This window comes from Paraburkholderia ginsengiterrae, assembly GCF_001645125.1.
Taxonomy (GTDB): domain Bacteria; phylum Pseudomonadota; class Gammaproteobacteria; order Burkholderiales; family Burkholderiaceae; genus Paraburkholderia; species Paraburkholderia ginsengiterrae.
In genome coordinates this window covers 175,485-187,440 of the sequence record NZ_LXKA01000011.1, presented here as the reverse complement: position 1 = coordinate 187,440, position 11,956 = coordinate 175,485, and the positions used below count along the sequence as shown (strand labels likewise).

Genomic DNA, 11,956 nt, shown 5'->3' with positions numbered 1-11,956 from the left:
ATTATAGCACCCAGGCTCCCGGCCTCCCGGTTACAGACCCAGCTGACGCTTCATGTCAGCCCGCTTCCGATTGAGCTCCGACAGCTCCGCAAACTCCTCCGGCGTGTGCCGGGATTGCCGCGAAAGTTGCTCGAGACGATCGCAATAAGCGTCATACCGCATCTTCAGAATGGCTGCCTTCAGCTCTTCTCCGACGATCCGTTCCTGCTCGCGCCGTTCCTCTATGACGGTCGCATCCTCCGGGTCCTTCAGCAGCAAATCCCGGACGTTTTCATCATAGTCTAGAATTTTGCGAAAGATTTCCTCGAAAGTTGGGGCGTTAGCGCCGTTTCGCAATAGATCGGACAACAGCTGAAACTCCGCCGAGTCGCCCAGCGCACGCGCATGCGTCGTCACTTCCTCGAACAGTTCCCCGTGCCGCGTGACCGTCAGGAGCGCCTGCTCGGCCTCTTCGTCGAGCACGGCCACCGTGCGCGGATGCATCACCAGGTTGCGCAGCGTCTTTTCCTCGATCCCGGTCACACTGCGCCGATCCTTGCGGGCCGGGGCCGCGCGGGCCGCCGCCGCGATGCGCGCGTCGACCTCGCAAAGCGCGGCGACTTCCTCGAACGGCACGTCGAGCCGGTCGGCGAACATATGCATGATCTGCGCGCGCAGCGCGTTGGCCGGCAGTGCCTGCAACAGCGGCTTGGCGTCGAACAGCGCGCGGGCCCTGCCTTCCGGCTGATCCAGTTCCTTGCCGGTCAGCACCTCGTTCAGCATGAACTGCGACAGCGGCATGGCCCGCTCGACCTGTTCGGCGAACGCTTCGGTGCCGAATTCACGCACGTAGCTGTCCGGATCGTGCTCGGACGGCAGGAACAGGAACCGGATGGTCCGGTTGTCCGCCGCGTGCGGCAAACAGGCGTCCAGCGCACGGCGCGCGGCGCGCCGGCCGGCCGAATCGCCGTCGAAACTGAAAATGACCGTGTCGGTCTGGCGCATCAGCTTCTGCACGTGAATCGGCGTGCAGGCCGTGCCGAGCGTGGCGACCGCGTTCTGGAACCCCAATTGGGCCAGGGCGACCACGTCCATGTAGCCTTCCACGACCAGCACGTAGTGCTGCTCGCGAATCGCCAAACGCGCCTCGAACAGCCCGTACAGCTCGCTGCCCTTGTTAAATAGCGGCGTTTCGGGCGAATTCAAATATTTGGGCTCGCCGCTGTCCAGTACGCGGCCGCCAAAGCCGATCACCTGCCCCTTCACATTGCGTATCGGGAACATGATCCGCTCGCGAAAGCGGTCGTAGCGGCGGTTCTGGCCCTGTGCATCGGACTTTTCGCTGACGATCACCAGACCTGATTCGACCAGCGAATCGTCCCGGTAGTTCGAAAATGCCGCTTCGAGGTTTTGCCAGCCATCCGGCGCATATCCGAGCCCGAAACGGGCCGCGATCTCGCCGGTCAAGCCCCGTTTCTTCAGGTACTGGATCGCGGTCGGCGCGCCGCGCAGTTGCTTGCGATAAAAGTCGCAGGCTGTCTGCATCACGTCGGAAAGCGCCGTGGTAACCGCCTTGGATGCCGCCGGCGCATAGCCGCCGCCTGACGAACCACCGCCATATCCTGGCGAAGGTTCGTTTGGCACGGTCAAGCCAACCGACTGCGCCAGCTCGTTGACCGCCTCCGGAAACGACGAGCCGACGTGCTCCATCAAGAACCCGATGGCCGTACCATGCGCACCGCAGCCGAAGCAGTGATAGAACTGTTTAGTCGGACTAACCGTAAACGAGGGGCTTTTTTCGTTGTGGAACGGGCACAGCCCCATGAAGTTCGCGCCGCCCTTTTTCAACTGCACATACCGGCCGACCACGTCGACAATATCGACGCGGTTGAGCAGATCCTGCAGGAATGACGGTGGAATCACAGTAAATCACGCTACCTAAAAAGCTCGGCGCGGCCCGCAGTGTCGAACGACGGCACGCGCCGCGCGGAAATACAGGAATTTACTTCGAGAGCGCCGCTTTGACTTGCGCCGAGACGGCAGTCATGTCGGCACGGCCGGCCAGCTTCGGCTTGAGCACGCCCATCACCTTGCCCATGTCCTGCGGGCCGGCAGCGCCCGTTTGCGCGACAGCGGCCTGCACTTCGGCAACGATCTCCGCTTCGGACATCTGTTCCGGCATATAGGCAGACAAGATCGCCATTTCGGCCTTTTCCTTGTCGGCCAGATCCGTGCGGCCAGCCGCTTCGAACTGGCTGATCGAGTCCTTGCGCTGCTTGATCATCTTGTCGACGACCGCGGTGATCGCGGCGTCGTCGAGTGTGACGCGCTCGTCGACTTCGCGTTGCTTGATAGCGGCGAGCAGCAGGCGGACCGTGCCGAGACGCTCGGTCTCACGTGCCCGCATGGCAGCTTTCATATCGTCGTTGATCCGGTCCTTGAGACTCATCACTCACCTGAATGCGTTGGGATTTGAAAAACCGGCGAGGCTCACCGCATCAACACGAATGCCCGCTTGGGAACAGCTTCCTCAAGCGGGTTGGCGCAATGTGCGTAGTGGATGCGACCCTGCCGGCTGGCCCGATGGGCCGTGTTTTGAATGTTGCCGCTCCGTTGAACGGGCACCGCGGCAACGCCAGAATCAGTAGAACTTCTTAGGTAGCATCTGGCCACGCAGACGCTTGAAATGACGCTTCACCGCTGCCGCCTTCTTACGCTTGCGTTCAGCCGTAGGCTTTTCGTAAAACTCGCGAGCGCGAAGTTCCGTCAGCAAGCCGTTTTTCTCCATGGTGCGCTTGAAACGGCGCATGGCGACTTCAAACGGCTCGTTGTCTTTTACGCGGATGGTCGTCATTTTTCAATAACGGAACTTTGTAAAGGTTCAGGAGTATAGCAGAGCTTTCTCACAAAGCCAGTGTGCCGTCAAGCCCCCAGAACGTACTCCGCGGCGGCCTCTCCGGCCGCCACGCCCGAGGCCCACGCCCATTGGAAATTGTAGCCGCCGAGCCACCCCGTGACGTCGACCGCCTCGCCGATAAAGTACAGCCCGGGCGCCCGGGCGCTCATCATCGTCGTGGACGACAGGTCGCGCGTGTCGACGCCGCCGCGCGTCACTTCGGCCTTGCGATAGCCTTCGGTGCCGTTCGGGGTGAGCGTCCAGCGCGACAGCGCCTCACCGACGCGACGCAGGGTCTTGTCCGGCAAATCGGCTACGCGGGCGTCGGCGGGAATCTGGTGGGTGTCCAGCCAGACGTGGGCGAGCCGCTGCGGCACCCACTCCGACAGCAGATTGGCGATCTGGCGTTTCGTGCCGGTTTTCGCTTCCAGCAAAGCCGCCGTGGCGTCCTGCTCCGGCAGCAGGTTGACGTGGATCGGCTCGCCCGGCTGCCAGTAGCTTGATATCTGCAGGACACCTGGACCGGACAGGCCGCGATGGGTCAACAGCAGATCTTCGTTGAAGTCGGCCCCGGTCTTCTTGTTGCCGGTCGCGAGTTGCACTTCGAGCGACACGCCCGATAGCGCCGCGAACGGCTCCCAGTCGGCTGCCGCAAAGGTCAGAGGGACCAGCGCGGGACGGGTGTCGATCAGCTTGTGGCCAAACTGCTTGGCGAGGCGATAGGCAAAATCGGTCGCGCCGATCTTGGGGATCGACAGGCCGCCGGTCGCGATCACCAGCGCACGGGCGGTGATCGGGCCCGACTGCGTATCCAGTGTGTACCGCCCTTCGTCGCTGCGCCGCACCTGCTCGACCGCCAGAGGCGTGCGCCAGGCCACGCGGCCGGCGTCACACTCGTGCTTCAGCACATTGATGACTGCGTCGCTCGACTGGTCGCAAAACAGCTGGCCTTTGTGCTTCTCGTGCCACGTCACATGATGGCGCTTGAGCAGCGCCATGAAGTCGCGCGGCGTATAGCGCGCGAGCGCCGAGCGGCAGAAATGAGGATTGGCCGACAGATAATTCGCCGGCCCGGCGTACAGATTCGTGAAATTGCAGCGGCCGCCGCCGGAGATGCGGATTTTCTCCGCGAGGCGCTGCGAGTGGTCGATCAGCACCACGCGACGGCCGATCTGCCCGGCCACGGCCGCGCACATCATGCCGGCCGCGCCTGCGCCGATTACCGCGATATCGAAGGATTCCATGGGGCCGCATTGTACCTGCGCCTCGGCGGCGCTTTGCCCGCGCTGCTATACTTTCAGGCTTGCCTCTTCAATTTCCGAAGCCGGCGCGCCGTTACTCGCGCGTCGGCTCACGACCACCCATCATGCTCGTTCTCGGCATCGAAAGCTCCTGCGACGAAACCGGTCTCGCGCTCTACGACACGGAGCGCGGCCTGCTCGCGCACGCGCTGCATTCGCAAATTGCGATGCATCGGGAGTACGGCGGCGTGGTGCCGGAACTGGCGTCGCGCGATCACATCCGGCGGGCGCTGCCGCTGCTCGAAGAGGTGATGGAGCGTGCCGGCTCAGTCCGCTCCGACATCGACGCGATCGCCTACACGCAAGGGCCGGGGCTCGCGGGCGCGCTACTGGTGGGCGCGAGCGTCGCCAATTCGCTGGCCATGGCGTGGGACAAGCCGACCATCGGCATCCATCACCTTGAAGGGCATTTGCTGTCGCCGCTGCTGGTGGATGAGCCGCCGCCTTTTCCGTTTGTCGCGCTGCTGGTATCCGGCGGCCATACGCAATTGATGCGCGTGACGGACGTGGGCGTCTACGAGACGCTCGGCGAAACGCTCGACGACGCGGCCGGAGAGGCGTTCGACAAAACCGCCAAGCTGCTCGGCCTCGGTTATCCGGGCGGCCCGGAAGTCTCCCGCATGGCTGAATTCGGCACACCCGGCGCGGTCGTCCTGCCACGCCCGATGCTGCATTCCGGCGACCTCGATTTCAGCTTCAGCGGCCTGAAGACAGCGGTCCTCACGCACGCGAAAAAGCTCGGCGGCGCGAATATCTGCGAGCAGGCGAAAGCCGATCTGGCGCGTGGTTTCGTCGATGCGGCAGTGGACGTGCTGGCCACGAAGTCATTGGCTGCGTTGAAGAAAACGAAGCTCAACCGATTGGTCGTGGCGGGCGGTGTCGGTGCGAACCGGCAATTGCGCGAGGCGCTTTCCGCGGCCGCGCAGAAGCGTAATTTCTACGTGCACTATCCGGATCTGTCACTGTGCACGGACAACGGCGCGATGATCGCGCTGGCCGGCGCCCTGCGGCTGAAACGCTGGCCCGATCAAGCGGGCAAAGACTATGCGTTCACAGTGAAGCCGCGCTGGGATCTGACCTCCCTCGCACGCTGAGTTTCACCGTGTTGGGCCGTAAAAAAACCGCTTCTCGAAGCGGTTTTTTTTCATGCATTCAGCGAGCGCCGGTATCAGGCCACCCGCTTGTCCCGCTCGATCACCGCATACGCGCTGTGATTGTGGATCGACTCGAAGTTCTCGGCTTCGAGCACATAGGCAACCACCCGCTCGTCCGCATTCAGACGCTGCGCGACGTCGCGCACCAGGTCCTCGACGAACTTCGGGTTCTCATACGCGCGCTCGGTGACGAACTTTTCGTCCGGACGCTTGAGCATGCCCCACAGTTCGCACGAAGCTTCTTCCTCGGCGATACGGATCAGCTCTTCCACCGCAATCTCGCCCGCCAGTTCGGCGTTGATCGTGACGTGCGAACGCTGATTGTGCGCGCCGTACTGCGAGATTTTCTTCGAGCACGGGCAAAGGCTCGTGACCGGCACCAGCACCTTCAGGAACAGCCGCGTCGCGCCATTGCGGATCTCGCCCGTCAGCGTGACTTCGTAGTCGAGCAGGCTCTGCACGCCCGAAACCGGCGCGGTCTTGTTCACGAAGTAAGGGAACGACACTTCGATGCGGCCCGCCTCGGCTTCGAGCTTCTCGAGCATCGCGGCGAGCATGGTGCGGAACGTAGCCGGTTCGAGCGGCGCCTTGTTCTCTTCGAGCAGTGCAACGAAACGCGACATGTGCGTGCCCTTCTGCTCAGCCGGCAGATGCACGTCGAGATTCCACGTACCGACCGAAGGCTGCACCTCGCCGCCTTGTGTGCGCACCGTCAACGGATGACGCACGGCCTTCACGCCAACCCGCTGAATCGGGATCTGACGCGTGTCGGGCGTGCTTTGCACGTCGGGCATCACAAAGGCGGGGTTCATCTGATTCATTATCTTGTCCTTTCAGGAAAACGCCGGGCTGCCCCAAAGGGTTCGCGCTCCCGCGAATGCGCTGTCGCGCAGCGACAGGTTCGGGCGCTCTCGGCGGCCGCGCGGATCAACGCACGCAACGGCGAACGCCGGCCCCTGCCGGCGTTGGATGATGGGCCTGAAGGCCCATCGATTCAAGTTGAAGATTGCTATGGCCGCCATAGCACCGCGACGGCCCGGCAAGCGGCAACGCGTTACGCGACGCGCTTCACCGACGACTGAGCGCCGACTGCGCCGCTCGACAGAAAGCGTTCGCGGATCGACTTCGTGATACCCGCTGCGTCGAGACCGCACGCAGCCAGCAGCTTGGCCGGATCCCCGTGATCGATGAACCGGTCGGGGAGGCCCAATTGCAGCACGGGCCGCATTACGCCACTTTCAAGCAGGGCTTCGACGCACGCTGAACCCGCGCCGCCCATCACACAGCCTTCTTCGACCGTGACGATGGCGTCGTGCGTTTCGGCCAGGTGACGAACCAGATCGGCGTCCAGCGGCTTCACGAAGCGCATGTTCGCAACCGTGGCGTCCAGTTGCTCGGCAGCCGCCAGCGACGGCGCCACCATCGTGCCGAAAGCCAGGATCGCAATGCGCTTGCCAGCCGGCTGCGACGTTTCGCGACGCACCTCGCCCTTGCCGAGCGGCAGCGCCGCCATCTGCTTGACCGTTGCCACACCCGTGCCGGCGCCACGCGGATAGCGCACGGCCGTCGGATTCGGCTGCTGCAAGGCGGTGTACAACATCTGGCGGCACTCGTTTTCGTCCGCGGGCGCCATCACCGTCATGTTCGGGATGCAGCGCATGAACGCCAGGTCGTAAGCACCCGCGTGCGTCGCGCCGTCCGCGCCGACCAGACCCGCGCGGTCGATCGCGAACACCACCGGCAGGTTCTGCAGCGCGACGTCGTGGATCAGCTGGTCGTAAGCGCGTTGCAGGAAGGTCGAGTAGATCGCGACCACCGGCTTCATGCCTTCCGCCGCCAGGCCGCCGGCGAACGTTACCGCGTGCTGTTCGGCAATGCCCACGTCGAAATAGCGATCCGGGTAGCGCTTCTCGAACTCGACCATGCCCGAGCCTTCACGCATGGCCGGCGTGATACCGACCACGCGTGCGTCCAGTTCGGCGGCGTCGCACAGCCATTCGCCGAACACCTGCGTGTAGGTCTTCTTCGACGGCGTGGTTGCCGGCTTGATGCCTTCTGCCGGATTGAACTTGCCCGGGCCGTGGTACAGCACCGGATCTGCCTCGGCCAGCTTGTAGCCCTGGCCCTTCTTCGTCACGACGTGAAGGAATTGCGGACCGCGCAGTTCCTTGATGTTCTGCAACGTGGGGATCAGCGAATCGAGGTCGTGGCCGTCGATCGGACCGATGTAGTTGAAGCCGAACTCTTCGAAGAGCGTGGCCGGCACGATCATGCCCTTCGCGTGCTCTTCGAGCTTGCGGGCGAGATCGAGCATAGGCGGTGCGACGCGCAGCACGCGCTCGACGCCCGCGCGCGCGGCGGCGTAGAAGCGGCCGGACATCAGACGCGCCAGATGGCGGTTCAGCGCGCCGACCGGCGGCGAAATCGACATGTCGTTGTCGTTCAGGATGACCAGCAGCGGCACGTCGTCTTCGACACCGGCGTTGTTCATCGCTTCGAAGGCCATGCCGGCCGTCATCGCGCCATCGCCGATCACGGCGATGCCCATGCGGTTGTCACCCTGCAGCTTGCTCGCGACCGCCATGCCGAGCGCGGCCGAAATCGAGGTGCTGGAATGCGCGGTGCCGAAGGTGTCGTATTCGGACTCGTCACGCTTCGGGAATCCCGAGATGCCGCCGAGCTGACGCAGCGTATGCATCTGCTCGCGGCGGCCCGTCAGGATCTTGTGCGGATAGGTTTGATGGCCGACGTCCCAGACGATCCGGTCGTGCGGCGTGTCGAACACATAATGCAGAGCAATGGTCAACTCGACCGTGCCGAGGTTGGACGAAAGATGGCCGCCTGTCTGCGACACGCTGTCGAGCACGAAGGCACGCAACTCGTCAGCAAGCGGTTGCAATTGGCGGCGATCGAGGCGGCGCAGAGCTGCCGGGTCGTCTATAGTTTTCAGCAAGTCGTACATCGTCGTTCCATTGTAGGAAAACTTACGCGCCCGCACTTCATACATGCACCTCGTCAAGAAGGTGCGCGGCGGCGGGCTTTCGCGTTCAGCTAACCCGGTTCACCACCAGGTCGGCCAATTCGGCAAGACGCTGCGCCCGTGCGCCGAACGGCGCCAAGGCAGCGTGCGCGTCGCTGCGCAGCTGGGCTGCGAGCGCGCGCGACGCGTCGAGCCCAATGATCGACACGTAGGTCGGCTTGCCGTCCTTCGCGTCCTTACCCGCCGTTTTGCCGAGCGTCGCGGAATCGGTCGTGACGTCGAGAATGTCGTCGACGACCTGAAACGCGAGGCCGACAGCAGCCGAATACGCGTCCAGCGAACGCATCGCGACCGCGTCCGGCGTTTCGCCCGCCAGCGCGCCCATGCGCACCGCGGCACGCAGCAGGGCGCCGGTTTTCATCCGGTGCATGGTTTCGAGCTGCGGGCGCGTCAGTGTGTGGCCGACGCTCGCCAGATCGATGGCCTGCCCGCCGCACATGCCGATCGAGCCGCTCGCGAGCGCCAGTTCACGCACGAGTGAAGCCTGCTGGCCCGGGGCCAGAACATCCGACGTCAACGCGACGAACGCCTGCGATTGCAGCGCGTCGCCAACCAGCAACGCCGTCGCCTCGTCATACTTGACGTGCACCGTAGGCTTGCCACGGCGCAGCGCGTCGTCGTCCATGCACGGCATGTCGTCGTGGACCAGCGAGTACACGTGGATCATTTCCAGCGCCGCCGAGGCCGCATCGAGGCACTCGGCGCGCGCGCCGGTCAGCTCGCCGGCCGCATGGCACAGCAGCGGGCGAACCCGCTTGCCGCCGCCCAGCACCGCATAGCGCATGGCCTCATGCAGGGTGGCGGGCTCGGTCGTCTCGGCCGGCAAGTAATGTTCGAGTGCCGTTTCGACGCGCTCGAGCACCGAGCGCATCCATTGTTCGAATGTCATAGGTCGTCCCCGCTTTCAGTAGCGGCTGTGCCTGCGGTATTCATGGGCAGCGGCTTGAGCGTCTCGCCGTCGAGCACGCGCACCTGCTGCTCAACCTTCTCGAGCTGCTGCTGGCAAAACGCCACGAGGGCCGCACCGCGCCGGTAGGCGGTGAGCGACTCCTCGAGACTGAGATTGCCGCCTTCCATGCGTGCAACCAGTCCTTCCAGCTCCGCCTGAGCGGCCTCGTAGTTCTCGGGCAGCGGCGTGGTGTCGACGCCTTCGGCTGGCGTGGCAGCAGGTTCTTTCGACGCGGTCTTCGCCATGAATAGTCGCAAAATTAAAACAAGTCGGACATTCTACGGCAAAAGCAACTTTTCCGATCTGCTCGCCGCTCTACGCCCCGTCCTCGCCCGTTGCGCAGCCCTAGCAGTCTCGCAGAAAAAAAACGATCAGTCTGCGGCGAAAAAGTCGAACTTTCCAAACTTTTTTGACCCAAATCAGACACTTAAGCGCCCCCAGGGAGGGGAAACTGATATACTAGCGGGCTCCCTAAATCGAATCTATCGATGGTTGGGTTGTTCACTGCTTTCATCTTCACGGGAGTGGGAATGTCCAATCTGAGCAATGCATTGCAGTTGCGGTCTGTCCACAGCCAGCTGCCAGTCACGGCTTACTTTGACGAAGCGCTTCTAACGCGCGAAATCGACACCCTTTTCAAGAAAGGTCCTCGTTACATCGGCCACGATCTCATGGTGCCCGAAGCGGGGGATTATTTTGCTTTGCCGAGCGAGAGAGAAGGGCGTGTGCTCGTCCGTAACCAGCAGTCGCAAGTCGAACTGCTGTCGAACGTGTGCCGCCACCGGCAAGCCATCATGCTCAACGGCCGCGGCCAGACGGAGAATATCGTCTGCCCCCTGCACCGCTGGACGTACGACCTGAACGGCCAGCTCTTGGGCGCACCGCATTTCGCCGACAACCCCTGCCTGAATCTCGGCGCCACGCCGCTGCAGAACTGGCAAGGCCTGCTGTTCGAAGCGCAGGGGCGCGATGTCGCGCGCGATCTGGCACGCCTCGGCACGAAAGAGCACTTCGATTTTTCGGGCTTCATGTTCGATCATGTCGAAGTGCACGAGTGCAACTACAACTGGAAGACCTTTATCGAGGTCTATCTGGAGGACTACCACGTCGCGCCGTTCCACCCGGGCCTCGGCAGCTTCGTCAATTGCGACGACCTGACGTGGGAATTCGGCGACTGGTATAGCGTCCAGACAGTTGGCGTGCACAAGGATCTGGAGCAGCCGGGCAGCCCGACGTACCGCAAGTGGCACGACGCAGTGCTGCGCTTCCGCGACGGCAATCCGCCGGAATTCGGCGCGATCTGGATGGTGTACTACCCGGGCATCATGATCGAGTGGTATCCGCACGTGCTGGTCGTGTCGTGGCTGATTCCGCGCGGCCCGCAGAAAACCACCAACGTGGTCGAGTTCTATTACCCTGAGGAAATCGCGCTGTTCGAGCGCGAGTTCGTCGAAGCCGAGCGCGCCGCCTACATGGAAACGGCCCGCGAAGACGACGAGATCGCCGAACGCATGGACGCCGGCCGCCGCGCGCTGATGAATCGCGGCGAATCCCAGGTCGGCCCGTACCAAAGCCCGATGGAAGACGGCATGCAACACTTCCACGAGTTCCTGCGGCGCGAACTGGGCACGATCTGATTGGTGCCCGCGAGAGCTGGGCAGCATCAACACATGGAAAGACGGGCTTCGGCCCGTCTTTTTTTGTTTAGACTATCGGAATAGGTCGGCCATTCGCTCGACAGGAGACATCATGCCCCACACTCACTACACCACTCTGATCTCCGCGACCAATCTCGCGGAACGGCTCGCCGTCGCGCCGGGCAGCGTGTTCGTGATCGACTGCCGTTTCGACCTGGCCGACACCGACGCGGGCGAAAAAGCCTACCTGGCCGGGCATCTGCCGGGGGCGCACTACCTGCACCTTGACCGCGACCTGTCGGGGCCCAAGAACGGGACGAACGGGCGTCATCCGCTGCCGGATCGCGCGCGGCTGGTCGAAACACTGGAGTCGCGCGGCCTCAAACAGGGGCAGCAAGTGATCGCCTACGACGCGCAAGGCGGCATGTACGCCGCCCGCGCCTGGTGGCTGCTGCGCTGGCTCGGCCACGACGCGGTCGCCCTGCTCGACGGCGGCCTGCAGGCATGGGAAACGGCGGGTCAACGGCTGACGCAGGACGCGCCGGCCCAGAATAACGGCGACTTCAACGCAGCCGCGCCGCTGTCCGTCACGGTCGACGCCCAGACGGTCGAACGCAATCTCAGTACGAAGGAGCGGGTCGTGCTCGACGCGCGCGCTGCCGATCGCTATCGCGGCGAAAACGAGACGCTCGATCGCGTCGGCGGCCACATTCCGGGCGCGCTCAATCGCTACTTCAAGGACAATCTCACGGCCGACAACCGCTTCAAGTCGGCCCATACACTGCGCGAGGAATTCCACGCGCTACTGGGCGATACGTCGCCGGAACACGTGGTGCTGCAATGCGGCTCGGGCGTGACGGCGTGTGTGAACGCGCTGGCTATGGAAGTTGCCGGCCTGCACGGCGCCGCGCTGTATGCGGGATCGTGGAGCGAATGGAGTTCCGATCCGAAGCGGCCGGTCGCGACCGGCCCGAATCCGTAAGCGCAAGCCCAGTCTCAC

Annotated in this window: 11 protein-coding genes; 3 read left to right on the top strand and 8 right to left on the bottom strand. The window is 63.6% G+C overall.

Translation table 11 applies throughout. The annotated features are described in order from the left end of the window. Positions 1-30 precede the first annotated feature (30 nt). The 4 genes from dnaG to A6V37_RS00875 all read right to left on the bottom strand — a co-directional run bounded on the left by dnaG (position 31) and on the right by A6V37_RS00875 (position 4,119). A complete protein-coding gene (gene dnaG, locus A6V37_RS00890; RefSeq protein ID WP_064271005.1) occupies positions 31-1,902 on the bottom strand; it encodes a DNA primase in 1,872 nt (623 codons plus the stop codon). Positions 1,903-1,981: 79 nt separating this feature from the next. Beyond that, the gene (locus A6V37_RS00885) at positions 1,982-2,428 is read right to left on the bottom strand and encodes a GatB/YqeY domain-containing protein (protein WP_064271006.1); all 447 of its coding nucleotides are present in this window, start codon (positions 2,426-2,428) and stop codon (positions 1,982-1,984) included. A 192-nt stretch (positions 2,429-2,620) separates the two neighbouring features. Further along, on the bottom strand, positions 2,621-2,833 hold the full coding sequence (gene rpsU, locus A6V37_RS00880; protein ID WP_028196180.1) for a 30S ribosomal protein S21: 213 nt from the start codon (positions 2,831-2,833) through the stop codon (positions 2,621-2,623). Between the two features lie 68 nt (positions 2,834-2,901). Continuing rightward, entirely contained in the window at positions 2,902-4,119 is a 1,218-nt protein-coding gene (locus A6V37_RS00875; RefSeq protein ID WP_064271007.1) for a BaiN/RdsA family NAD(P)/FAD-dependent oxidoreductase, read from the bottom strand. Between the two features lie 122 nt (positions 4,120-4,241). Between A6V37_RS00875 and tsaD the strand changes: the two genes are divergently transcribed. Further along, entirely contained in the window at positions 4,242-5,270 is a 1,029-nt protein-coding gene (gene tsaD, locus A6V37_RS00870; RefSeq protein WP_064271008.1) for a tRNA (adenosine(37)-N6)-threonylcarbamoyltransferase complex transferase subunit TsaD, read from the top strand. A gap of 74 nt (positions 5,271-5,344) precedes the next feature. On the opposite strand, the gene folE2 is transcribed toward tsaD, so the two are convergent. From folE2 to A6V37_RS00850, 4 genes are all read right to left on the bottom strand, one after another. Next, the gene (gene folE2 / locus A6V37_RS00865) at positions 5,345-6,151 is read right to left on the bottom strand and encodes a GTP cyclohydrolase FolE2 (protein WP_064271009.1); all 807 of its coding nucleotides are present in this window, start codon (positions 6,149-6,151) and stop codon (positions 5,345-5,347) included. 233 nt (positions 6,152-6,384) lie between these two features. Continuing rightward, positions 6,385-8,292 (bottom strand): 1-deoxy-D-xylulose-5-phosphate synthase, encoded by a 1,908-nt coding sequence (gene dxs / locus A6V37_RS00860; protein ID WP_064271010.1) that lies wholly within the window; start codon positions 8,290-8,292, stop codon positions 6,385-6,387. A gap of 85 nt (positions 8,293-8,377) precedes the next feature. Beyond that, entirely contained in the window at positions 8,378-9,259 is an 882-nt protein-coding gene (locus A6V37_RS00855) for a polyprenyl synthetase family protein (protein ID WP_064271011.1), read from the bottom strand. Next, positions 9,256-9,564: an exodeoxyribonuclease VII small subunit gene (locus A6V37_RS00850; RefSeq protein WP_064271012.1), complete on the bottom strand. Its 309-nt coding sequence runs from the start codon at positions 9,562-9,564 to the stop codon at positions 9,256-9,258. Before A6V37_RS00850 ends, A6V37_RS00855 begins: the two co-directional genes overlap by 4 nt. A gap of 285 nt (positions 9,565-9,849) precedes the next feature. Here A6V37_RS00850 and A6V37_RS00845 point away from each other — a divergent pair, with 285 nt between their 5' ends. Further along, positions 9,850-10,956 carry an aromatic ring-hydroxylating oxygenase subunit alpha gene (locus A6V37_RS00845; protein ID WP_064271013.1) on the top strand — a complete coding sequence of 369 codons (1,107 nt, stop codon included), beginning with the start codon at positions 9,850-9,852 and terminating at the stop codon, positions 10,954-10,956. Positions 10,957-11,068: 112 nt separating this feature from the next. Beyond that, positions 11,069-11,938 (top strand): sulfurtransferase, encoded by an 870-nt coding sequence (locus tag A6V37_RS00840; protein ID WP_064271014.1) that lies wholly within the window; start codon positions 11,069-11,071, stop codon positions 11,936-11,938. Positions 11,939-11,956: the final 18 nt, after the last annotated feature.